25 protein-coding genes are annotated in these 22,586 nt (G+C 51.3%); 16 read left to right on the top strand and 9 right to left on the bottom strand.

All coding sequences use genetic code 11. From position 1 onward, the window contains the following. The first annotated feature begins 2 nt into the window (after positions 1–2). From JNE38_RS25750 to JNE38_RS25740, 3 genes are all read left to right on the top strand, one after another. On the top strand, positions 3–341 hold the full coding sequence (locus JNE38_RS25750; RefSeq protein WP_203353912.1) for a YuzD family protein: 339 nt from the start codon (positions 3–5) through the stop codon (positions 339–341). A gap of 380 nt (positions 342–721) precedes the next feature. Then, the gene (locus JNE38_RS25745; RefSeq protein WP_203353911.1) at positions 722–1,615 is read left to right on the top strand and encodes a hypothetical protein; all 894 of its coding nucleotides are present in this window, start codon (positions 722–724) and stop codon (positions 1,613–1,615) included. A gap of 130 nt (positions 1,616–1,745) precedes the next feature. Then, positions 1,746–2,087, top strand: a complete 342-nt coding sequence (locus tag JNE38_RS25740) for a hypothetical protein (protein WP_203353910.1) — start codon at positions 1,746–1,748, stop codon at positions 2,085–2,087. Positions 2,088–2,192: 105 nt separating this feature from the next. Here JNE38_RS25740 and JNE38_RS25735 read toward each other — a convergent pair whose 3' ends face one another. After that, entirely contained in the window at positions 2,193–3,260 is a 1,068-nt protein-coding gene (locus tag JNE38_RS25735) for an NAD(P)/FAD-dependent oxidoreductase (RefSeq protein ID WP_203353909.1), read from the bottom strand. A 173-nt stretch (positions 3,261–3,433) separates the two neighbouring features. On the opposite strand from JNE38_RS25735, the gene JNE38_RS25730 reads away from it, so the two are divergent. Beyond that, entirely contained in the window at positions 3,434–3,697 is a 264-nt protein-coding gene (locus JNE38_RS25730) for a DUF1450 domain-containing protein (RefSeq protein ID WP_203353908.1), read from the top strand. A gap of 142 nt (positions 3,698–3,839) precedes the next feature. On the opposite strand, the gene mqnE is transcribed toward JNE38_RS25730, so the two are convergent. After that, positions 3,840–4,943: an aminofutalosine synthase MqnE gene (mqnE, locus tag JNE38_RS25725; RefSeq protein WP_203353907.1), complete on the bottom strand. Its 1,104-nt coding sequence runs from the start codon at positions 4,941–4,943 to the stop codon at positions 3,840–3,842. Positions 4,944–5,346: 403 nt separating this feature from the next. Here mqnE and JNE38_RS25720 point away from each other — a divergent pair, with 403 nt between their 5' ends. The 3 genes from JNE38_RS25720 to JNE38_RS25710 all read left to right on the top strand — a co-directional run bounded on the left by JNE38_RS25720 (position 5,347) and on the right by JNE38_RS25710 (position 7,727). Next, positions 5,347–5,568, top strand: a complete 222-nt coding sequence (locus tag JNE38_RS25720) for an aspartyl-phosphate phosphatase Spo0E family protein (RefSeq protein ID WP_203353906.1) — start codon at positions 5,347–5,349, stop codon at positions 5,566–5,568. A gap of 151 nt (positions 5,569–5,719) precedes the next feature. Beyond that, a complete protein-coding gene (gene erpA, locus JNE38_RS25715; protein ID WP_203353905.1) occupies positions 5,720–6,079 on the top strand; it encodes an iron-sulfur cluster insertion protein ErpA in 360 nt (119 codons plus the stop codon). A gap of 169 nt (positions 6,080–6,248) precedes the next feature. Next, complete coding sequence (locus JNE38_RS25710) at positions 6,249–7,727, top strand: DUF4153 domain-containing protein (protein ID WP_238933757.1); 1,479 nt, start codon at positions 6,249–6,251, stop codon at positions 7,725–7,727. A 20-nt stretch (positions 7,728–7,747) separates the two neighbouring features. Here JNE38_RS25710 and JNE38_RS25705 read toward each other — a convergent pair whose 3' ends face one another. Next, positions 7,748–8,335 (bottom strand): hypothetical protein, encoded by a 588-nt coding sequence (locus tag JNE38_RS25705; RefSeq protein ID WP_203353903.1) that lies wholly within the window; start codon positions 8,333–8,335, stop codon positions 7,748–7,750. A 56-nt stretch (positions 8,336–8,391) separates the two neighbouring features. Here JNE38_RS25705 and JNE38_RS25700 point away from each other — a divergent pair, with 56 nt between their 5' ends. Continuing rightward, positions 8,392–8,808: a metallophosphoesterase gene (locus JNE38_RS25700; RefSeq protein WP_203353902.1), complete on the top strand. Its 417-nt coding sequence runs from the start codon at positions 8,392–8,394 to the stop codon at positions 8,806–8,808. A gap of 4 nt (positions 8,809–8,812) precedes the next feature. On the opposite strand, the gene JNE38_RS25695 is transcribed toward JNE38_RS25700, so the two are convergent. After that, positions 8,813–10,312: a MocR-like pyridoxine biosynthesis transcription factor PdxR gene (locus JNE38_RS25695; RefSeq protein ID WP_203353901.1), complete on the bottom strand. Its 1,500-nt coding sequence runs from the start codon at positions 10,310–10,312 to the stop codon at positions 8,813–8,815. Positions 10,313–10,501: 189 nt separating this feature from the next. Here JNE38_RS25695 and JNE38_RS25690 point away from each other — a divergent pair, with 189 nt between their 5' ends. Next, positions 10,502–11,701, top strand: coding sequence for an aminotransferase-like domain-containing protein (locus JNE38_RS25690; protein ID WP_203353900.1), 1,200 nt, complete (start codon positions 10,502–10,504; stop codon positions 11,699–11,701). Between the two features lie 57 nt (positions 11,702–11,758). Here JNE38_RS25690 and JNE38_RS25685 read toward each other — a convergent pair whose 3' ends face one another. Together JNE38_RS25685 and JNE38_RS25680 are read right to left on the bottom strand one after the other, a co-directional pair. Further along, the gene (locus JNE38_RS25685) at positions 11,759–13,201 is read right to left on the bottom strand and encodes a M20 family metallopeptidase (protein ID WP_203353899.1); all 1,443 of its coding nucleotides are present in this window, start codon (positions 13,199–13,201) and stop codon (positions 11,759–11,761) included. 56 nt (positions 13,202–13,257) lie between these two features. Next, positions 13,258–14,505: an MFS transporter gene (locus tag JNE38_RS25680; protein WP_203353898.1), complete on the bottom strand. Its 1,248-nt coding sequence runs from the start codon at positions 14,503–14,505 to the stop codon at positions 13,258–13,260. Positions 14,506–14,737: 232 nt separating this feature from the next. Here JNE38_RS25680 and JNE38_RS25675 point away from each other — a divergent pair, with 232 nt between their 5' ends. After that, positions 14,738–16,054 carry a helix-turn-helix domain-containing protein gene (locus JNE38_RS25675; RefSeq protein WP_203353897.1) on the top strand — a complete coding sequence of 439 codons (1,317 nt, stop codon included), beginning with the start codon at positions 14,738–14,740 and terminating at the stop codon, positions 16,052–16,054. A 137-nt stretch (positions 16,055–16,191) separates the two neighbouring features. Then, entirely contained in the window at positions 16,192–16,584 is a 393-nt protein-coding gene (locus JNE38_RS25670; protein ID WP_203353896.1) for a cupredoxin domain-containing protein, read from the top strand. Positions 16,585–16,905: 321 nt separating this feature from the next. Here JNE38_RS25670 and JNE38_RS25665 read toward each other — a convergent pair whose 3' ends face one another. Continuing rightward, positions 16,906–17,334, bottom strand: a complete 429-nt coding sequence (locus tag JNE38_RS25665; protein ID WP_203353895.1) for a DUF6157 family protein — start codon at positions 17,332–17,334, stop codon at positions 16,906–16,908. Positions 17,335–17,492: 158 nt separating this feature from the next. On the opposite strand from JNE38_RS25665, the gene JNE38_RS25660 reads away from it, so the two are divergent. Together JNE38_RS25660 and JNE38_RS25655 are read left to right on the top strand one after the other, a co-directional pair. After that, positions 17,493–17,855, top strand: a complete 363-nt coding sequence (locus JNE38_RS25660; RefSeq protein WP_238933756.1) for a hypothetical protein — start codon at positions 17,493–17,495, stop codon at positions 17,853–17,855. Positions 17,856–17,961: 106 nt separating this feature from the next. Next, the gene (locus tag JNE38_RS25655) at positions 17,962–18,570 is read left to right on the top strand and encodes a hypothetical protein (protein WP_203353894.1); all 609 of its coding nucleotides are present in this window, start codon (positions 17,962–17,964) and stop codon (positions 18,568–18,570) included. A gap of 19 nt (positions 18,571–18,589) precedes the next feature. Here JNE38_RS25655 and JNE38_RS25650 read toward each other — a convergent pair whose 3' ends face one another. Both JNE38_RS25650 and JNE38_RS25645 read right to left on the bottom strand, forming a co-directional pair. Beyond that, entirely contained in the window at positions 18,590–18,874 is a 285-nt protein-coding gene (locus tag JNE38_RS25650; RefSeq protein WP_203353893.1) for a hypothetical protein, read from the bottom strand. Positions 18,875–19,103: 229 nt separating this feature from the next. Further along, positions 19,104–20,114, bottom strand: coding sequence for an NAD(P)/FAD-dependent oxidoreductase (locus JNE38_RS25645; RefSeq protein WP_203353892.1), 1,011 nt, complete (start codon positions 20,112–20,114; stop codon positions 19,104–19,106). 376 nt (positions 20,115–20,490) lie between these two features. On the opposite strand from JNE38_RS25645, the gene JNE38_RS25640 reads away from it, so the two are divergent. The 3 genes from JNE38_RS25640 to JNE38_RS25630 all read left to right on the top strand — a co-directional run bounded on the left by JNE38_RS25640 (position 20,491) and on the right by JNE38_RS25630 (position 22,519). Beyond that, entirely contained in the window at positions 20,491–21,681 is a 1,191-nt protein-coding gene (locus tag JNE38_RS25640) for an NAD(P)/FAD-dependent oxidoreductase (protein WP_203353891.1), read from the top strand. 3 nt (positions 21,682–21,684) lie between these two features. Next, positions 21,685–21,936, top strand: a complete 252-nt coding sequence (locus tag JNE38_RS25635) for a hypothetical protein (protein WP_203353890.1) — start codon at positions 21,685–21,687, stop codon at positions 21,934–21,936. A gap of 106 nt (positions 21,937–22,042) precedes the next feature. Then, a complete protein-coding gene (locus JNE38_RS25630; RefSeq protein WP_203353889.1) occupies positions 22,043–22,519 on the top strand; it encodes an NUDIX domain-containing protein in 477 nt (158 codons plus the stop codon). Positions 22,520–22,586 lie beyond the last annotated feature (67 nt).

The raw sequence follows: 22,586 nt of genomic DNA, 5'->3' as shown, positions 1-22,586 counted from the left end.
GCATGAGCGTAGAAATTAAAGTTTTTGGGACTGAGCAGTTGTGCGCAAGCTGCGTCAATTTGCCATCCGCTAAAGAAACGGCAGACTGGCTGGAAGCAGCGCTCTCCCGCAAGTATGGAAGCGACAGCATCCGCATCCTGTACAGTGACTTTCAACAGCCTCAGACAGACGATGACAAAAACTGGGCGCAGCGGATTATCGAGGAAGATTTGTGGTATCCACTTGTCGTAATTTCCGGGGAAATTGTCGGCGAGGGTAATCCGAAGCTCAAAGATATTCATGCAAAGCTGGAGAGCATGGGAGTAAAGCCGTTGGCTGATCTCGTAGACAGCGAATCATAAGACACAAAAAACGGTCAGGCGGAGTAATTCGTCTGATCGTTTTTTTGATTTATAAAAGATATGGCAATTTCAACTTGGCTGAAGTAGGGAGAAGCAAGTTTCCGATCTGCGCTCCGGCCTATTCCCACCCGCAAAGAAGGATAAACTGTCCGCTCCACAATGATTCACGGGGAAGCGGTAAAGCAGTCGCGGCTCCGTAGCGAATACAGCATGGAGCTAGACAGGGATAGCACCAATAGGTGTTACTATGAAGCTGTAGCGTTTTCCCCGATCCTCCCCGTTTTTCTAGTTTGTCATCGCTCCGTAAACCATTTGTAACGATATTCCAATGGATTCGTCCTATAGTAGTTGATGTAACCAACTACTAGGAGGAATAATCGATGAACAAAAAATGGATGAAGCCCGTTACATTTTTGCTGCTAGCTGGGGTAATCGGAGGTTCTGGTCTGGCAGCTTCTCATACAAAGGTAGCCCATGCGGAAGACGCGGTCGGCAAACCATTTGCCGCTTCAGCGGAAGTAAAGCTGGATAAAAATTACTACGTCATCGATCAGCAATCGGCAGATGTGACGGGTGACAAGGTAGCCGATACCGTTTACTTGGTTGGCCAAAAGGAAAAAGAGGACGACATCTACGCTGCGAATATGAACCTGGTTGTCCAGGATGGAAAGACAAAGTCATACGGCAAAACCGATCTTGGTGATGTGGGCGGATACGAAGGGACACTGACGCTCGTTGATTTCACGGGTGATCATGTAGCGGATGCCTTTGTAAAATCAGCGACAGGAGGCAGCGGAGGCATCTACAATCACGTGGTGGCGACATTTGCAGATGGGAAGTCCAGCGTCATTTTTGGCGAAAAAGAGAATGAAGGAATCAAGTATGAAGGCGCTTTTGTCAATGGATTCCGGGTAGAAGGGAAAGGAACGCATCTCGACAGACCTCTCGGCTTCGACGTGAGCGCAAACAAGGATCTGTACGTAGCGGCCAAGCTGTATGACCAAGCAGGCAAACTCGCTGCGAATGAGCAAGATCTTTCCGTCTATTCCTATCCGTTCAGCGCATTGACTCCGGTCGATATGGATGCCAACGGAACGTATGAACTGGTAGGGGAGCAACGCATAGTGGGGATCAACAACACGGATACGGTCTCTCGGATCCACTCCGTATGGGGCTTCGGTGCTGACGGAGCATGGAATCCGTGGGAGGTTGAGTATTCGACATTCCTGATCAAGCATCCGGGCGAAGCCATTCAGACCCAAATTCAAAAATAAGCCGTCTTGGATCTACCAACCCTCGCTCTGTGTGACACGGAGCGGGGGTCTCATGTTTCACCAGCGTTCTACAGCCATGATCCGACTCATATACTGCATGGGTGCAATCTACCCAAAGGAGGACGAGCGGATGGAGCAGCATTTGGCACGTTATTACGAGCTGAAGGAAACGCAGAAGCGGGTGGAGGAAGAGCTGAACGAATTGCGGAACATGCTGATGGAGAGCTGCCAGGACAAGGACAGCATGGAGGAAGGGGCATTCCGGCTGACGATCTCCTATCAGGAGCGGCGGGAATACAATGATGACCGGCTGTACAATGCCTTGCCCGATCCCTCATTGTGGCGACTGATGTCGAGAGCGGATACCGGGAAGATCACCAGCCTGTTAAAGCTGAATGTCATTTCTGAGCGTGTGCTTACGGGAACATACGAAGTGAAGAAAGTGCCGGTGGTTCGTGTTCAAAAACGCTGACCGCTCAACGTAAGAAAGTGCCTTTCCCATGGGGAGGGTGCTTCTTTTTTTATGAGCAAGAAAAAAAGAAAACCTGTTAGACCGTGGTCAACAGGTTTTGGCTTCCTATCCCATATGCTTTTTGTACATCCACAGCTGTCCGCTTTTGATGACGCGAGCCATTTGACCAACGAGTGAGACTTTCCCCATGCTGGCAAAGCCTTCTTTTTTGCCGAGGGAACCGAGGAAGCCTTTGTGCTTGAGAGGAGGCAGGGAAGCTGGATACTCTTCTCCTTTAATGTCCTTTTTCAGCATCAAGGCAATCTGATCGCCCTGTATCTCAGCTGTCTGAGCGCTCGGTGCGATGATGGTGCTCGCACAGTCACCCACGACGTAAACGTTCGGATGGGACGGAATTTGGTGATACTGGTTTAATTTGGCGCGACCAATGTTGTCTGTTTCGATCGGCAGTTCGCGCACGATCCGGTTTGCTTGGATACCGGCAGTCCATACAATCACGTCGCTCTCCACTGGCTGATTGTGGTTGTACACAACACCAGGCTCGATGCCAGTCACGCAGGCCATGGAGACGAGCTGCACTTCGTGTTCGATGAACCATTGAGAGGCATACTCTTGCAGTTTTTTCGGGAATGGGCTAAGAATACTTTGTCCGCGGTCTATAATGCGCACGTTCAGGTCTGGGCGGCTTTCACGGAGCTCAGCAGCCATCTCGACGCCGCTCAGGCCTCCACCCACTACCGTAACCGTACCATACGGATTCACATTATTAATGGCCGAATAAGTGCTGCGGGTCGCTCCCATAGATTGAATGGAGCACGTATGGAGATCAGCACCAGGGATATCGTGGTAACGGTCCTCACAGCCCAAACCAATGACGAGCCAGTCGTAGGAAATGGTGTCCCCGTTGGTAAAATTTACTACCTGCTCGTCCAGATCCAATCCGGAAATTTCCCCGTATTTGATCGTCAGGCGAGGATCATTGGGAAAAGTGACGCGCAAGTGAGATTCCGGTGTCGTCCCTGCAGCCAGAGCGTAGTACTCTGTTTTCAAGCCGTGAAACGGCATCCGGTCTACGAGGGTAATAAACACGTCGTCTGGTAACTCAGGGGACAGGACTCGCTCAATAATACGAAGACCCCCGTATCCTCCACCAAGGATCACAAGTCGTTTCATAGAAGGTCTAGTCCTTTCTTCTGTCCGTTTTATACAGCACCCATTCTATTTTTAGTCTCTTTCGCCAAAAATGCAAGCAGAATCTTTTTCCCGTTTTCTCCGCTGGATTTTTACAGCAGACGCGGTACAATAAAGGACGTGACGATGTCGTAATAATCGGTAGGTGAAGATAGATGAAGCCTTTGGTAGAATTTTGCGCGAGCAACGTTTCTTCCTATACCCAATCTGTCGTTGACGCTCTGGAGAACGATCCACAGCTGGATGTCGACGTATTGGAATACGGCTGTTTGGGCTATTGCGGCGAATGCTACATGCAGCCGTTCGCGCTGGTCAACGGCAATCTTGTGCAAGCACAGACCCCTGATGAGCTGCTAGCCAAAATCAAGAGCAAGCTGCGCGAGGAAGATGACCTGATGAATATCGACTTTCCGCTGTAATGCTTCTCTTTACTATGTTCAACCCGTTCAGGTTAAAAACATGGCGTGCAGATAAAACGGTCTGCTGGTGATCGAAGATACAAAAGAAGCTGATGCCTCGACTGACCGGGCATCAGCTTCTTTGTTTTTTTCTTGGAGAGGATTAGTGCTCTTTTACAACGTTATAGAAGGTATCGCGTTCGAGTGCGCGTTTGCCTGCACCTTTGATCAGCCAAACCAGCTCGTCAACCGTCAATGCTTGCTGAGTCAGGGCGCCTGCAGCATGGCTGATGCGCTCTTCGATGAGGGTACCGTGCACATCAGACATTCCCATCGTCAGGGACAGCTGTGTCAATTGGGTACCGATATTGATGAAGTAGGCTTTGATGTGAGGGAAGTTATCCAGCATCAAGCGGCTGATCGCCATGGTTTTCAGGTCGTCGATCGCGGAGTTGCGGCGCTTGATACCTGCGCTTGCTTTGATCGGCTGCACAGCGAGCGGAATGAAGACCAAGAATCCGTTGGTTTCGTCTTGCAGCTCGCGCAGGCGCATCATGTGGATCACGCGCTCTTCCAAAGTCTCGATAGAGCCGTACAGCATGGTGGAGTGCGTTTTCAGCCCCAGCTGGTGGGCTGTACGGTGTACTTGCAGGTACATGTCTGTGCTCGCTTTTTCCGGGCTCATTTTCATCCGGTAACGCTCGGTGAGGATCTCTGCGCCGCCGCCTGTCAAGCTTTCCAGACCTGCATTCATCAGTTCTTTCAACACGCCTTCGATGGACAGACCGGAGATGCGGGAGAAGAACTCGATTTCAGCACCCGTATAGGATTTGATGGTGACGTCGGGGTAAGCTTTTTTGAGCGTGCGAAGCGTGTCGACGTAGTATTCGAATGGCATGTGCTGGTTGTGACCGCCTACGATATGGAACTCGCGGATCCCTGGATGGAAACGTGTTTCCACGTAGTGCAGCAGCTCTTCGGTATTCATGGTGTAAGCGCCATCTTCGTCTTTGTCGCGACGGAAGCCACAGAATTTGCAATGGGCTTCACAGACGTTGGTCGGATTGATGTACATATTTTGCACAAAATACACATTGTTGCCATTCTTCCGTTGATTGACGATATTGGCAAGCTGTCCAATCGTGAGAAGATCGTGGGAGTTGAAAAGAGTAACACCGTCTTCCAATGTGAGGCGTTCGCCGTGCTCTACTTTTTCCGCGATAGCGGCAAGCGATTTGTCTTGGATGGCAAAGGTTTCAAGCGCCATGCCAAACACTTCCTTTCTTCCATCATATAATTGTTACTTCTCTGAGGTTCGTTCAGTTTTACCCATTCGTGGCGTTCACGGGTCTCTGATGTATGAAGATGATCCCCCTGCTTCTTTAAGCGGAGCATCGGCTGCATTTCGCACGTGATAGGAGCTGGCATGGATGCCTAAACCTATCGACGGGAACATGCAAAAATCGGGCAACAAGGCACCTATATTATAAACCTCTTGGATGGAGGGAACAATATCATAAGTTCACCAACTGCTAACTGTAAAAATATAACAATTATCGGCAAAAAATTGCGCTGAATTAGGAGAATGTGGGAAATTTTGTTTGCGAAATCGTAGCTGATCTTGTAAAATATAGGTAGTTAGCCTGATCTACTATTAGGAGGAGCTTCACATGCGGGACGTTTTACTCGAAAAAATCGAACTCCTTCGACAGCGTATGGTAAATATGGGGTTAGAGTTTGGGTTGGATCATCCAGAAGTCCTAGAATATAGTATACAAATTGATGAACTACACAACGAACTGAACCAAATAGATCATGGTCTGTCTAAGGTAGGTACCAACAAGAAACCATATCGCTTTTATCTACTCGAAAATAAAGCCTATTTCGCATAAGAAGGGGAGACCCTTCTTTTCTTATTTTGTTGGAAGGATTTCGCTTAAATGGGCCGCCGAAGTGCAGGGGAACCTTGTGAGAGAGCGTGGTTGTTTTGTATACTGGAGGTAAGCACGAAACAAGAAGTAGCCTGTAAAGGAGGAAAGAAGCATGATTACATTGACAGAGCAGGCCAGCCATAAGGTAAAAGAAATGCTGGCAGCAGAAGATAAACCCAATCTGTTCCTGCGGGTCGGGGTAAGACCAGGCGGTTGCAGTGGCTTCACCTACGGCATGGGCTGGGATCAGGATATGAAAGAAGGCGACCAGGTCTTCGAACAGCATGGTGTCAAAATCGTTGTCGACAAAGACAGCTATCAATACATTAATGGTACCGAGATTGACTACAAGGAATCCATGATGGGCGGAGGCTTCTCCATCGAGAATCCAAACGCGGTGGCTTCCTGCGGCTGTGGGTCTTCCTTCAAGACGGCACTGGCTGAGGGTAAGGCAGAGAAGTGTGACGACTAATCTTCTCGAAAGCAGACCTTCGTGGCTCTAAATGAGCCATGGAGGTTTTTTATTTGTCAGGGATTTCCTATTATCCGTATCGTTTGATTTTCCTTCCGCGTATTTACAATCAACGGCTATCGAGGCCGGATAGCGATTACGTGGCAAGGAGTGGAAACCTGTGGCTGAAATGGCACAAAGACATAGCGGCTTTCATTGGATGTTGATTGGTTCTGTAGCGATGGGAGTGATCGCTGATTATCTGTTCTACGGGAAAGAATTCGGCATCTCCTATCCACTGTTTGTAATCGGGTTGTACCTCTTGTTCATTTGGCAAGCGAGAGAGCGCATCCAGCTGACATTTTCGCGGGATCAAGCCTTCGCGTGGTCGCTGACAGTGCCGATCTTTTTGCTGGCGCTGACCTTCTTTCTGTACGACAATGCGTTTTTTCAATGGATAAACTTTATGATGGTTCCGTTTCTGTTGGTCGCGCAGACGATGCTGCTTGCCAAACGACACCAAAAGAGCTGGTTTTCTTTCGGGTTTTTTGGAGAGATGATCGAGACGGTGCTCATTTACACGGTGAAATACACGAGCATCCCGTTTGTTTTGCTTCGGGAGTGGGTCAAGAATCGGGTGGACCGGACAAAGTACGGGGTGGCGATGAAGGTGCTGGCGGGTCTGGGGATATCGGTGCCGCTCCTGGTAGTGGTGCTGTCTCTGCTCTCCCAAGCGGATGGTGTTTTTGGGCATTTTCTTGCGGAGATTCCGCGCAGGGTGTTTGACTGGGGCTCCGCAGAGGCGATCTTCCGCTTGTTTCTGATCGGCTTCGCCGCGCTTTTGACCTTTGGCTACCTGTACGCCATTTTGGGACCGAGACTGCAGACGGCAGCGCTCCCTTTGCAAGATCAACCGGAGGAGAAGAAGATAGCCTGGGATGGCATCATTTTGGTGACGATCCTGACAATCATCAATGTGGTGTATGTCGCCTTTACCGTCATCCAGATCTCGTATTTGTTCGGTGGCGCCGAAGCTGTCTTGCCGGACAATATGACGTATGCGGAATACGCGAAAAAAGGGTTTAACGAGCTGGTCACGGTGACCATCATCAACTTTATCCTGCTGGTGAGCTTCATGCACCTCGTTTCGAGGGCGCAGCGGGTTATCTACAAAATCGTCCAAGCCTTGCTCAGCCTGTTGACGGTCTGTACGAGCTTTATGCTGGTTTCCGCCTATTACCGCCTGTCCTTGTATGAGGAAGCCTACGGATATACCCACACGAGGTTGTTGGCTCACGCTTTCATGATCTTTTTGTTCATCCTGTTTGTGATCGCCTTCTTGAAAATCTGGCGAAACAACTTTTCCCTGCTGAAGGTATACGGCGTGGCGGGGATCGCAGCGTATGTATTGCTCAATTACATCAATGTCGATGCGGTGATCGCGAAGAAGAACATACAGCGCTACGAGGAGACGGGAAGAATCGACGTGGCGTATTTGACGAGCCTGTCCCTAGACGCGATTCCGGTCATCATGACGTTGAAGGAAGATCCAGCAGTGGCGGACAAAATAAAGTACCTGCTGCAGGAGAGGGCGGAGGAGTTGAAAGAGGACCGAGGCTGGCAGTCTTTTCATCTAGCCAAGCACGTAGCGAAGAGCTACCTGGAGTGAGCAAAAAGCGAGGACTCGTTTTAGGAGAGTCCTCGCTTTTTGCGGTACATAAAGATAATTGCCGCCAGCGCGACGACTGCGATTGCAGCAGGTAAACCGTACGAAACCAGCAGCTGGCGCGAAAGGAGATCAGTCTTTTCGCCTGGAGGGGTGCCTTGCCCCAGAGCGTGCAGATCTTCCCCTGCGTTTGCCACCTCAGCTGTTCGGGTGCACAGATGCGTGTACAGCTCGCTGCCCTCATGGAAGGTAGCGTAGACAAGATAGCTTCTCCCAGGCTGAAAATCAATTCCGCAGCTGGCACTGTCCGACTCCGTAATGACTCGGACCTGAGAGGCGGTGATCCCTTTCCAGATCGATTGAACTTCCAAAATGACCTCGACCTGCTTGTGAATGGGCTTCGTAAAGGGCATAAATTCGCTCCAGTCGGTCACTTCGTTGACGGCAAGTACCGTGCCTGTAAACACAGCGTTGGAGCGGTCGCGGGCAGTCAAGGGATCGGGAGGAGAGGCACAGCTGCAGGCTTGGGCAGGAGAAGCGGAGAAAAAAGAGGTCCAGAGCAAGGAAAACACGAATAGGACGAGGTATGGATATTTGGAACGTATCAGCATGAGTATCACTCCCATCATTCATAGGACGCAAATTGAAGGGAGAGTGTTTCCAAAAAATGTGTGGTTCCTATCTCGCCATCCTCTTGTCCTTGGCGGCAGGAGCGATCTATGTAGTCGTTCAAACGCTGTATGCGCAGACCACACGGGTGCATTTGACGGTGAAAGACCTGCCTTCGCTGACCTTGATCCACATCACGGATCTGCATGGGCGCATCCGTTTTCTAAACGGTTCCTTGCATCGCCTCCTGAACCGCTGGAGGCCGGACATGGTTTTTGTGACCGGAGATTTGGCGCAAAACAGCGGTCAGCTGGCTTATGTGATGGATGAAATCGCAAGGGTGAGAGCGAAACGAGGAATCTACTTTGTACCAGGGAATTATGAGCGGGAAGAGATGCGTGGCGCAGAGGACAGCCTAAGCAGTCAACGGACATATCCAAAAGCGCAGAGCATGCATCTGCGCTTTTGTTTTTGATCCATCAGATATGCATGATGCGCTCGGAATGGCGGTCTGATTGAGTGAAGCCTTGCAGCAAACGACAAAGCGTGATCAGCGAGCTCTCGAGCGTATGAATATCCAGGTAGGAAAAGGAAAGGCGAAGATGGTGGTACTGCTGCTGCGCTGGGAAACAGACATGGCCGGGCAAAAAGGAGATCCCTTCCTGTAAGGCAAAGGTGTGAAGATCATCCGCATTCATGGCATGAGGCAGCGTCATCCAAATATTTAACCCGCCGTCAGGCTTGGTCCAGCGCACGCCTTTCGGAGCCATTCGATTCAAAATCTGCAGAACCAAGTTTCGCCGTTCCTTCAGTTTTTCTCGTAAAACAGGAAGATGCTTTTGCAGCTGATTCGACGTAAAGAAGGGAAGAATGGCTTTCTGCGTGATCAGCGGCGATCCGAGGTCGCTAATCCCCTTGGAGCTGACGAGGCGTGTCATGAACGTTCCGTCTGCTATCAAGAACCCTATGCGGCAGCCGGGGGAAATGAATTTGCTAATGCCTTTCAGATAGATGACATGCCCGTGACGATCCATGCTTTTGATGGCAGGGGGAGGGGGAGCTGAGCCAAAATAAAGATCACTGGTCGCATCATCCTCGAGAATGATCGCGTTGTAGCTCTGGGCAAGCTCCAGCAATTGCGCTCGACGCCTGGCGCTCATCACTGTGCCGGTAGGATTCTGAAACGTCGGATTGGTGTAGATCAGTTTGGGTGGGCGGGTATCGCATAAGGCAGCCAAATGATCTACCTGCATGCCTTCTTCGTCGATTGGGATGGTAAAAATGGTGGCGCCACGCCTTCGCAGTACGTCGATCGTGCATGGATAGGCTGGCTCCTCGAGGACAACCACATCACCAGGTCCCACAAAGGTGGAGGCAACGAGATCGATGCCTTGCTGGGATCCATTGAGAATCATGATTTCATTTGGTCCAGCGACGATGTTCTTTTCACGAAAGTAAGGAAGTACGGCATCGCGCAGCTTGCTGTCTCCTTGGACGGGACCATATTCGGTCAAGAGCGAGTGGTCCAGCTGCGCATGCAGAAAAAACTGCTTGGTAATCCATTCGGTAGGGATTAGAGATGAATGGAGTGCGGCCATGGATAGTTTCGCGACATCTACTAGCGGACTCTGCATCATTCGCCAATATTGGGCGCGGGGCAAATAGTCAGCTACGGTGTTCTGCCAGTCCATGGACGGTTTTTCCGCTTCCTTTTGATTCGGCCGATTCTTGAATCTCGTAGATTTTCCAAGAATAAAAGAGCCCTTTCCCTGTATCCGGTCGATTAGTCCTTCCTGCTCCAACAGTTCATAAGCGTGAAAGACGGTCATTAAGCTCACATCCAAAAGCTTGGAAAGATTTCGTACAGAGGGGAGCTTCTCCCCTTCCTGAAGCAGGCCGGATTGGATACGATCTGCCACTGCTGTTCTGATCTGTTCTGTGAGTGTTATGCCGGAGTGTCTGTTTAAATCGATATGCATCACAATCCTCCTTGTTTGTCCGAATGGCTCTCTTAGCTTGAAATAATTACATGTAGTGTAACGCAAGGAGATGCGAAAGGGTACTATTTTTTAAATTTTACGAAAACTGTTATAACGGGACGTTTACTGTTATACTGACCGCTTCGTATGCTTACTCTACAAATACGAGTAGGGCAAGGAGTGGATTTCATGCAATATCCATTTACGAAGCGTGTGTCTGGCATCACCTCATCAGCCGTACGAGATTTGCTCAAAGTCATTCAATCGGGGAACATCATCTCCTTTGCCGGGGGGCTACCTGATGAAGCTTTGTTTCCCGTACAGGAATTGGAGCTGGCTTATCAGAAGGTCTTTCGTTCCGGGGGGAAATATCTTCAATACGGGCCGACAGAGGGGGACGTCGAGCTGCGAACGCTCATTCAAGAAAGGCTGAGGGAGAGAGCCATCCCAGCGTCGCTGGAAAATATTTTGGTGACGACAGGATCGCAGCAGGCCATTGACTTGCTCGCAAAGGTGTTTCTCTCTGCTGGTGACACGGTGCTGGTAGAAAACCCGTCTTATTTGGCGGCGCTGCAGGCATTCCAGTTATATGAAGCCAATATGATTGCAGTCCAAAGTGATCATCACGGGATGATTCCTGAGGATCTGGAGGAAAAGATCATTACCCATTCTCCCAAGTTCATTTACGTCGTTCCAACCTTCTCCAACCCAGAGGGCAAGGTATGGAGCAAGGAAAGACGGGAGGCACTGCTACAGCTGGCGGCGAAGCACAACGTCATCGTCGTAGAGGACGACCCGTACTCCGATCTGCGATTTACAGACGAGCAGCCTGTTCCGCTGGCGGGGATGGAAGCAGACGGTGCCCATGTGATCTACACCAGCACCTTTTCCAAAACAGTCGCTCCCGGCGTTCGCATCGGTTGGTTGACGGGGCCAAAGGAGGTCATCCGTATGAGCGCATTATCAAAGCAATCAACGGACCTCCATACCAGTTCGATCGATCAGCGTGCCCTGTACTATTTCCTGCAGGATTTCCCCATTCGCCAGCATGTGGAAAGACTCAGGGAGCAATACAAGCATCGCCTGCAAGTGATGCAGAGACATTTGTCCAGGGAGGGGCAGAATCTTTTCGAATGGGCAGAGCCACAAGGCGGCATGTTCCTTTGGGTGTCCATGAAAGGAACCATCGATGCATCTGAGCTGTTGGAAGCGGCATTGCAAGAGGGGGTAGCCTTTGTGCCTGGCGCTTCGTTCTTTGTAGGTCAGCCCGAGCGAAATACACTGCGGCTCAACTATACGCATGCAGCGCCTGAAGTGATAGAAGCGGGGATGGCCCGCTTGATGACAGCCATCGACAAAGTAGTGGCAAGCAGTGTGAATGGACGGTGATCGCGATCATTACGATGAAAGGGCTGCCAGAGTGGCGGCCCTTTCATGTGTTAGAGTCTATCGACGAGCTGCCGGCTTGATCTCAGCCGGGATCGGGCAGACGTAGGATTGTCCATCCAATCGCTCTCTCAGCTCTGCTTTGGCTTCTTCGATCACGTCAGGACGCAGCAGGGCATCGATGGCGGTCGCAGCCATGACTTTGCCGGCGTGGAGCATGCCTTTCTGGCCGATCGACATTCCACCCTGGGAGACGGCCTGCCAGGAGTGCAGCTGCGTGCCCATCGCAAAGCACGTCGTCGAGCATTGAACCGTCGGTGTGATCCAGCTCACATCCCCGACATCGGTGGAGCCAGACATCAGACGAGGGGTTTGCATGTGAGGCAGGAGGAAGTCCGACAGCTCTTGTTTTTCGAGCTGCTTCAGGAGCTCTCCCGCACCCGCGCCTTTTAGCTTGGCGAGCATTTGCAGCTCACTGTTTTTGTCCGCATCCGGGATCGTCGTACGAATCTGGCGAGCAAACTCTTTTTCCGCGTCATCGAACACGGGGACACCGAGCTCGCGGAAGTTTTCGTACATGACGCGTTCCAATGCTTGGTTCGGGATGAGGTTGGAGCAGGCCTTATCGAAAATGATCTCGACTTCGGTTTCGGTCATCATGGCAGCGCCTTGCGCGATTTTGCAGACGCGTTGATAGATCTCTTCTACCTGCTGCGTTTTCGGAGCGCGGATCAGATACAGGACATCCGCTTCTGCCTGCACGACATTTGGCGAGAACCCGCCTGTATTGGTTATGGCATAGTGCATGCGCGCTTCCGGTATGACGTGCTCACGCAAGTAGTTGACGCCGACATTCATGAGCTCGACGGCATCCAGCGCACTGCGTCCGAGATGAGGAGCCGCAGCCGCATGGGCCGCTTTCCCTTTGAACTTGAAGTACACCTGATAATTCGCGAGGCTGCTGATCGACATGATGGCATTGAAGTTTTGCGGGTGCCAGCAGATCGCGAAGTCCACGTCGTCGAAAAGACCCTCTCGAGCCATATAGGCCTTTCCTGAGCCGCCTTCTTCAGCAGGGCAGCCGTAGTAGCGGACAGTGCCTGAAATCTGGTTTTCCTCCATATAATGGCGAATGGCAATAGCTGCCGCCAAAGATCCAGTCCCCAGCAGGTTGTGCCCGCAGCCGTGGCCGTTGCCACCCGCTTGAATGGGCTGATGAACGGGATTGCCGCGCTCTTGGCTCAGACCGGAGAGGGCGTCGAATTCTCCTAGGATCGCGACGACGGGTCCGCCGCTGCCGTAGCTTCCGACAAAGGCTGTCGGGATACCCGCGAGATCCTTCTCGACCGCAAAGCCTTCCTGTTCGAGTATTTGGCAGAGCAGTTCGGCGGAGCGAAACTCCTCAAAGCGTGTTTCGGCAAAGTCCCAGATACGATCGCTCACATGTGTCAGGAGCTCTCTTTTTTGTTCGATGATTTCTGCAATTCTGTTGCGATTAACCATGGTAAACACCTCGCTGTTTCAGATAGTTTGCTTGCGTTGCGAATCTCCAGCCAAGATCAGCTGCTGGATGCCGCAGCCTGTGGTGGTTCTTGCCTGTTCAAAGCGCCTGTTCGCAGTGTGATCCCAACAAAGAGTGGAATCGCTGTCGCGATGATCAACAACCAGAAAGCTGCATCATAGGAGCCGTTGAACTGTTGAATCATAAAGCCCATGGCGGTCGGCGCGATGACCCCGGCAATTTGTCCGCCTAGATAAATGAGACCGGAAGCCGCGCCAACCGATGAAGGAGATATGTACTTGAGCGGCATGGTCAGCGTGGTAGTGACCGCTGCTCCAAGGCCAATGCTTGCGAAAGCTTGATAGGTGACGACCAGTGCAACGGAAGGAGCTTTTGACAACAGATAAAGCGATAGGATGCCAATGAGAGAACCGACAGAAATCAAATATTTCTCCCGTCCGACCATTTTTTTGTCCAGCATCCAACCCGTACCCAGAACCGTAAAGAAAGACAAAATCGCAGGGATGGAAGCAAGGGCCCCCATGGAAACCATGTCGAGGTGTCGTACTTTGACCATGTACGAAGGCATCCAAGACATCATGCCCCAGTTCACCATTGAAATGCCGAAATAGATGGCCATCAGCTTCCATAGCATGGAGATCTTCAGCAGTTCTTTCAGCGGGAGCTTATCCACCGTGTTTTTCGCCTTTGCTGCCTGGGCACCGGCCGGATGCAAAAACTTGGCGTAAAGCAGGGCCAGAAACAATCCGAGCACCCCGAGTACGATAAACATGGCTTGCCAGCCAAAATGCTTGGACAAGCTGGCCGCGACCAGTGTGGCGAGAACGGCCCCGATCGTCGTAGCGGAAGTAAGGATGGATTTGGCCCTGGCACGCTCATGCTGTGGAAAGCTTTCTGCCACGGCTACAGAGCTCGCGGAAGGATAGCTGCCTTCTCCGATCCCGAACAAGAAGCGAATGATGATCAGGGAGAGGAACGACCAAGCGGCACCGGTAAGGATGGTAAACAGCGACCAGCCGATGACGGAAAAAAGGATGACTTTGCGTGAGCCGAACTTGTCAGCCAGGCTTCCCCCGATTGGCTGCATGATGGCATAGCTGAGGAAAAAGCTGCTGAGTATGAGCCCGACCTGTGTTTCGGAAAGTCCAAACTCTTGAGAGATGGGAATGACGGCGACGTTGATGGCTACTTTGTCGAAGTAGTTGATAATCCATCCCAGACAGAGCAGCCCCAGAATCAGGTATTTGTGTTTGCCGTTTGCAGCAGGTGTGACGTTCGTGTTCATCGAGATCCCCCTTGGTAGCGTTTTCAATGGTTCTTGCCAAAAGCGAAAAGACGAGGGCACAGCGCACAGGAAAAAATGATCACCACCTGTAAATGTTATTTTTGGACATATTTAAGACGTTTTCTAAAAACAATTTAAAGCATTGTTTTCAGTATTGCAAGTCTTTTATAAATATTTTCAAAGGGGTACGAATCTCCTATAATAGGCTAGTGAGTGAAAGGAGGGACCGTTTATGATCCGTTTGGGTGCCATCATCGCCCAGCACTCTCTCAAAGAATTGACTACGGTGCCGACACGAGTCGCGGATCACTGTGAGGTCGTGCTGCTGCCGTACCATCGATTGCACGAAACGCCGGAGCTGTATCGGCAAAACGAGCAGCTCGTTGACGGCTTTGTGTTGACTGAGCTGGCTTACTTTTACCTGAATGATCAATGGGGCAGCTTCTCGGTGCCTACGTACACGTTTCAGATCAGCGAGCAGGAGTTTTACAAAAAACTGTTTCAGCTCAGCATCCATCATCGGGATCTCGATTTTTCCCGTGTCTATATCGATTTCCTCTCTGAACATAACAGCTTCTTTGGGATCAAGGACGTCATCCCGGCAGATTCCATGCCCCATACGCTTTCCCCGTTCCGCATCACCGACAAGATCCATGAAGAAGTGCTTGGCGAGCACATTGAACTTTGGCAGGCGGGCAAAATCGATCTATCCATGACGAGGATGAGCAATATCGTTCAGGATCTGGCTGATCAGGGGATCCCGCACCTGTACCTGTTCCCTTCTCCCGATTCGGTCGTCCAGCAGTTTGAGCACATCATCAGTGAACTGGCAGCCATCAAGCTGGCGGAGAGCCGAATCGCCATCGGGCACGTCACGATGGGAAGTGTAGACACAGCGAGGGAAAGCCTGAATGAGTGGGAGCTGCGCCAAATGCTGCTGCACAAATCGCTCTTGGAGTTCAGCACAGAGCAGAAGGTGCCGTTTCTGATCCAGAAGTCGAATAACAGCTTTGAGATCATCAGTTCGTTTAAAGACCTGAAGACATTGACGGACAATCTCACACAATGCCTGCTGCTGACCTATTTGGAAAAAACGCTCCCGTTTCCCGTCCACATCGGGTGGGGGGTAGGCAACAGCATGTACAAGGCGCGAATCAATGCCCAGTCCGCGAACAACATGTCCGTTTCCAGCAAGTCGATGGGGACCTTTGTCATAACGGACAGCGACCAGATTATCGGGCCGCTGGGGGAAGAAAGCTGCTTGTCCTATCGCAATCAGGTCAATGAATTCGTGCAGCGCAAAAGTGAAGAGACCGATCTTTCCACGCTGCAGCTCCAGAAGATCATGGCCGTGCTCGCCAAGACAGAACGCAATGAGCTCACCGCCGAGGAGCTGGCCTACCATCTGGGCATTACCGTTCGCAGCGCCAATCGCATGCTGAATCAGCTCGAAGAAAAAGGCGTCGCCCGGATCCTGTACAAGAAGCAGGAAAAACTGCGTGGAAGGCCCAAGAAAATCTACCAAATTCAACTGACCAGCGAGGAATAAAAGCGGGCCAGGGGATGGATATATTTGTTAGCCAATTCGTCACCGTTCAGTCACGATTCGGTCACAGACCCCCAGATTTTGGACGACAATCTTTCAGTAAAATGGAAGTGTAGAACAAGAAGAAAGAAGGGGTCACAATGACGAAGAAGTGGGGATTGCTAGTTTCAGCTGTTGCTTTTTCTGCGATGCTGCTCACAGCATGTGGGGGCGAGAGCAAGGATCAGGCAGCAAGCGGTGGCCAAACAGCCCAGGCTCCGGCTGCGGCGACAGGTACGGCAATCAATATTGAGGCGAGCAATTGGAAGTTCAATCAAGATACATTTGAAGTAAAAGCAGGGGAAGAGTTCACCGTCAATTTCAAGTCTGCTGAAGGCTTCCACGGCATTGGCATCGAAGGCACCGATTTCGAGCTCCAAAAAGAAGGCAGCAAAACGTTGAAGATCGATAAAGCTGGCGAATACAACATTTTCTGCAACGTGATCTGCGGACCGGACCATGGCAAAATGGTTGCCAAACTCGTTGTGAAATAAAGGCGAATTCAGCTTTGCAAAAGAATAGCACGCCCTACCAAACACTTTGGCTTGCCTAGCGGGTCAAGGTGTTTTTCCATTCTGCAGCAGGACATACTACAGGGGTATGATCCGAAGACGCAGGAGGTGATTTTGAGATGGCAAAGCATAACAACAAGAACAAGCGCCCGACAGAAGCTTCCGCGGGCTCCCGCAGTACGCCTCCCAATACGGGGGAAAATACGGGGCACAATTTGAGGAAAGAAAACAAGTAGGTCCGAGCCAAAAGAAAAAGCGTGGATGCATGAACGAGGAGATAGGTTCATACGTGCCACGCTTTGTTTATTTTGCTTTTTTGTTCCGCATCGCGAAAACCAGCTGTGGCCCATCACCCGCTCCCGAAGCCAGCTTGCGGTACTCCTCTGTCTCCATGCCGTATAGCGCGAGTCTTCCTTCATGATCGTAGTGTACGCCCCAGCCAAATTTTTTCGGCAGCATGGATGCGCGCATGCACGGATGGCTTTTTTGAAAAAGCGCAGCCCGGATGGTGGCTCCCTGTAGCTCTACCTGCTCCCGAGGAATGTCTTTGTGGCGGATGTACACTTCATAGATGAGATCTTCCAGAGTGAAGAAGTAGGGCGACGCCGACAACAGTTCGTACTGAATTGCGTGGATCGATGGCTTGGCATCTGGCTTGGTTGGAGGGATGACTCCGACGGTTACCGGACAATCCTGCGCCACTTGCACAAAGGTATTTTTGATTTCAGTCACTGCCTATCCCCCGCTTATTGGAATCGCTGCTTTTTCGTATAGCATAGCGAATCGTGGAAGGCAGATCAATCGAAATACATAATTTGCCTCTTTTGGAGCAAGCTATAAAAGCCTCCCAAGGCTCCGCTACCGGCAGGGCCGAGTTCTAAGTGAAGGAGATGGTGGTCCTGGATAAAAATCGTTACTACATCACGTTGCAGAGTGGAACGACGGTCGCGGAGATCCGTGATGAAAAAGGCTCTTCCACGTACGATTTTGAGGTGGAAGCGACAGACGTCGAAGTAGGGATGCTGCGTGATTTGCTCAATAACTGCGTGCATGGAGACTTCATGATGTGGATGCACGGACACACGCTGTGGTCTGACATGCCCGACCGGGATAACGATGAATACGACGACAACTTGCGAGCCATTTACCAGTTCATCTATCAGCACGGGACTTCGAAAACAAAGCAGGACTTGGAACAAATGGGCGTGCTGAAGACGCTTGGGCTGGATCGAAACGAGTTGCGACCACTTTAAGCATGTTTGGTTTTACACATTTTTCCACATTTCTTCAACAATCGTGCCACATTCAGTGGACACACTTTTAGAGGACAGAGTGCAAACAGGAAAAGGAGTGAACAGCATGAAGCATTGGAAAAAAGGGATGATGGCCACCGCCTTGGTGATGGGCCTCGCGATTCCGGGAGGGGTGCAAGCCGCGGGTGACGAGGTCACAGCACGAAGCTCGGTCATGCACAGTCATGGTGACCACGGCAACGGCAAAATGAAGATGCGCTATGGCATGCACATGGGTGCACACCAACGGATGTACATGACCCTTCTGGCTGAAAAGTACACCCCCAATCAGGTGGGCGAGTGGCAAGCAGTACTCAAGGAACGGGAAAAATTGATGGAGCAGCTGCGTGCTGCGCGGGAAACGGTCAGTGAAGAAAAAAGCCAAATGAGGGCCCAGCTGAGAGAGCAAGTGAAGAGCGGCGCCATCACCAACGAGCAGATGGAACAGCAGTACAAGGAGTGGAAGGAAAAAAATCGCGGCAATCAGGATCAGACAGGGGAAAAAGAAGACAGAAAGGCGAAAATGGAGCAGTTCAAGCAGACGCATGAAGAGTTCGACGCCGCTATCGCTTCAGAGGATGCTGCCAAAATCAAGGCCGTGCTTCCGAAGCTCCTGGAGCAAATGAAGGCAAAAAACGAGCGCCTGTCCAAGAAGCTCGCCGAGAAGAAAAAATAATCAGGTTGAAAAGGACGTGTTATCGAAACGCGTCCTTTTGTGCGTCCAGCATATCTGGCGTCCACTCCTGGACGATAACGGTTTGTTCCAAGCCGCATTGTGCACACCACCCCGTATGCAAGCACTGGTGCTGCTGACGATCCGGATAGCCGTTATCCATTTTGGCGTCATCAATCTCGCGGTAAGGACTGTAGCTCCCGTACCTATCATACAGCCGTCCCGCGTCCTCCAAGCGATTTTTGCAGTGAGCGCAGGCCTGTTCCAGAGAAGTCAATCCATTGCAAACCGGACAAAGATGGTCCATGAGATCCTCCTCGAAGAGACGTTTTGGTGTTACTGTGCGCCGGATGGAGAGGGAGTATGCAGGTTGGTGTGAGCATTCCGTAACTGCGGCGGCAGGGCGGAAAAAGGAGAAAACGCTCCTTCCGCTTATTTCTCCTTTTTCCTGAGCAGCTGTAACGGTTTAGCAGGCCATTGGCAAAAGAAAAGAAGCGCGGAGATGCTCCGCGCTTCTTTTCTTTTACCGACAATCGTTAAGACTTAAAGTTATCCATACTGGAAGAATGCCCAGGCTGCAGCTTTGCGTCCGGGTTGAAGTAACCTACGGCATTGTTCACGGCGGTAGGGGCTTCGCCAAATCCGACAGCGATCAGCTTCACCTTGCCAGGGTACGTCGCAATGTCGCCTGCTGCGAAAATACCCGGGATGTTCGATTCCATCTTGGTGTTTACCACAATCGAGCCTTTTTCCAGCTCCAGCCCCCAGTTTTTGATGGGACCGAGCGAAGAGATAAAGCCAAAATTCACGATCACGGCATCGACTTCAAGATCCATTTCCTCTTTGGTGGTGCAATGGGAGAGGGTGAGGCGTTCGATTTTTTCTTTTCCGTGCAGAGCCGAGACCTCGTAAGGAGTCGTCACCTTGACGTTGGAAGACATCAGCATTTCGACGCTGTGCTCGTGGGCACGGAATTTATCTCGGCGATGGATGAGGTGGACTTCTTTTGCGATCGGTTCGAGCATCAGGGACCAATCGAGAGCGGAATCACCACCGCCGATGACGGCAACACGCTGGCCCTTGAAGGAGTTGAGGTCGGTGACAAAATAGTGCAGATTGGATTTTTCGAATTTGACTGCATCTGGATGTTCCAGCCTGCGAGGTTCAAATGCACCTACACCTGCCGTAATGATCACGGCTTTGGAAAAGTGAGTGCCTTTGTCCGTGGTGATTTCAAACACGTCGTCAGGTTTCTTCACGACGTTTTCCACCTTTTCCTCGAGGCAAACCGTTTGCTGGAAACGAGAAATCTGATCTTTCAGATTATTGATCAGATCTTGAGCCAATACCTTGGGAAATCCGGCCACATCATATATGTACTTTTCCGGATAAAGAGCAGACAATTGCCCGCCTAGCTGGGGCATACTCTCAATAATCTTTACACTTGCCTGACGCATGCCACCGTAAAATGCGGTGAACAAGCCGGTTGGTCCGCCTCCAATGATCGTGATGTCGTAGATTCGCTCGTCATTTCGCAGAAAATTCAATCCCAAGCACCTCCGATATGATCTGAACCGAACTCATCCATCATTATACCGTAAACTTCCAATTGAAAAAAAGCAGAGAAAATTCGGCCCATTGGGTAAAAAACCCTTGCAAATCAGATCGGCGCTGGATAATATGAGAGTGACTGTAAAGAAATTGACACATTTTCACCTAGCTTTGTGCATTTTTTCACAGGTTGGAATTTCCCACATGACAGGTCAATCATTCCGAGACGAGACGCATCCGGGCTTGGGGCATCTTTTATGCGACGAAGTGCTCCGCCAAAGACTTGGCGCAGCCAAGTTTTCTAGCAGCAGACCACGTGAAATTTCGCACAAACTTCGTTTAAAAATACTTCGGATGAATGGAAGGGATACCATGAGCACACCCAAAATCCTCATTCTCGGCGCGGGCTATGGAGGCCTGCTGACCACCTTGCAGCTGCAGAAAAAGCTGAATTACAACGAAGCAGAAGTGACGCTGGTCAACAAGCACAATTATCACTACATCACAACCTGGCTCCACGAACCTGCAGCGGGGACAGCTTCTGCTGACCATGCACGCGTAGATCTGGACAGGATCATTGACAAGGATAAAATCAACTTTGTGAAAGGAACCGTGCTGTCCATCCAGCCAGAGGAGCAGACCGTCACCCTGGAGAGCGGAGAGGTGCTCTCCTATGATTACCTGGTCATCGGCCTGGGCAGCGAGCCGGAGACCTTTGGCATCGAGGGGCTCAAGGAGCATGCGTTCAGCATTCGCAGCATCAACGCCGTTCGCAACATCCGCGAGCACATCCAATACATGTTCTCCAAATACAAACAGGAGCCAGACCGCCAGGATTACGTGACCTTCGTGGTCGGAGGGGCAGGCTTTACCGGTATCGAGTTCTGCGGCGAGCTTGGCGACCGTCTGCCTGAGCTGTGCGAGGAATACGACGTGGATCCGAGTCAGGTCAAAGTATATTGCATCGAGGCGGCTCCCTCTGCTCTGCCGGGCTTTGATCCCGAGCTGGTCAATTACGCGATGGAGGTCCTCGAAAAGAAAGGCATCGAGTTTAAGATCGCCACTCCGATCAAGCAGTGCACACCGGATGGCGTCTTCTTGGCAAACGGAGAAGAAATCAAGTCCAAAACCGTCGTCTGGGCAGCGGGAGTGCGCGGCAACAGCATCGTGGAGAAAGCCGGCTTTGAAGTCATGCGAGGCCGCGTCAAGGTCGATGAATACTTGCGGGCCCCAGGATATGAGAACGTTTTTGTCGTCGGAGATTGCGCCTTGATCTTCAATGTGGAAGGCCGTCCGTACCCGCCGACAGCACAGATCGCCGTACAAGAAGGCGAGACACTGGGCGAAAACCTGGTGGCCTTGGTTCGCGGAGATCTCACCCATAAGTTTACACCACACCTCCAAGGCACGCTCGCCTCCCTCGGAAAAGGGGAGGGCATCGGTCAGGTGGGATCCAAAAAGCTGTTTGGCAGCACAGCGGCCATGATGAAAAAGGCAAGCGATCTGCGCTACCTGTACAAAATCGGCGGTGTCGGACTCGCCCTGAAGAAAGTGAAGCTGTAAGCGATGAGACATGCGAGTATTCAAGTCAGAGGGCTGATGACCCGAGAGGAAATGGACCGCTACAATGCGTTGATGGAAGTGGGCGCCTATCTGGAAGAACAGGGGCGCCACGACCTAGCCGGGCACGTCCAGCGTGAAGTGGATATTTTGATCCTGCCAGCCATCGACCGTCTCAAGGAAAAGGGACGGGAAAGGGATCGGGAAAATCTCCGCTATATGATCGATAACGGGCTTTTGGATGACGATGACGAGTGATGATGCCACCCACCGGTGATGCGCCGGTGGGTTTGTTCTGCGCCAGGGATAATTGATTTGGTGGTATACTCAAAGCACAGCATCGGACAAGAAGGGAAGCGATAGCGTGCGAGAAGGAAAAGTATGGCTGGGTGCCTGCGGGATCGTCGTTCGCGGGGAAGAGGCGCTCGTGGTCAAAAAAGCATACAGCGGCTTGAAAGGACAATGGTCGTTTCCTGCGGGCTTTGTGCAGGAGGGAGAGACGGTGGACGAGGCGGCAGTGCGGGAAGTGCTGGAGGAGACGGGAGTAGTGGCCGAGGTGCGGCAGGTAGCGGGGATACGCTCCGGCGTCATCCGTGAATCGATCAGCGACAATATGGTCGTCTTTTGGATGGATTACGTGAGCGGCGAGCCTCGGCCCCAAGAAGGTGAAATCGCGGAGACACGGTTTATGCCCATCCGGGATCTTTTCACCGACCCGTTGTCCTCGACCTACCTCAAGATCATTCTGCCAGGCTATGCGGAGCGGGGACGAGGCATGTCAGGCCAAACGTACGCGATCGATCCTGTCTTCCATTACACCTCCTATAAGATCTTTAAGTAATCGTGCGAAAGAAGTAGCTAAACCGTGATGTTTCCGCTTACATCGCGGTTTTTTCTGTTTTTTCAGA

Source organism: Brevibacillus choshinensis (assembly GCF_016811915.1).
In the GTDB taxonomy this organism is placed as follows: Bacteria; Bacillota; Bacilli; order Brevibacillales; family Brevibacillaceae; genus Brevibacillus; species Brevibacillus choshinensis_A.
The sequence above is the reverse complement of the archived record's forward strand: the minus strand, read 5'-3'. Positions and strand labels throughout refer to the sequence as shown.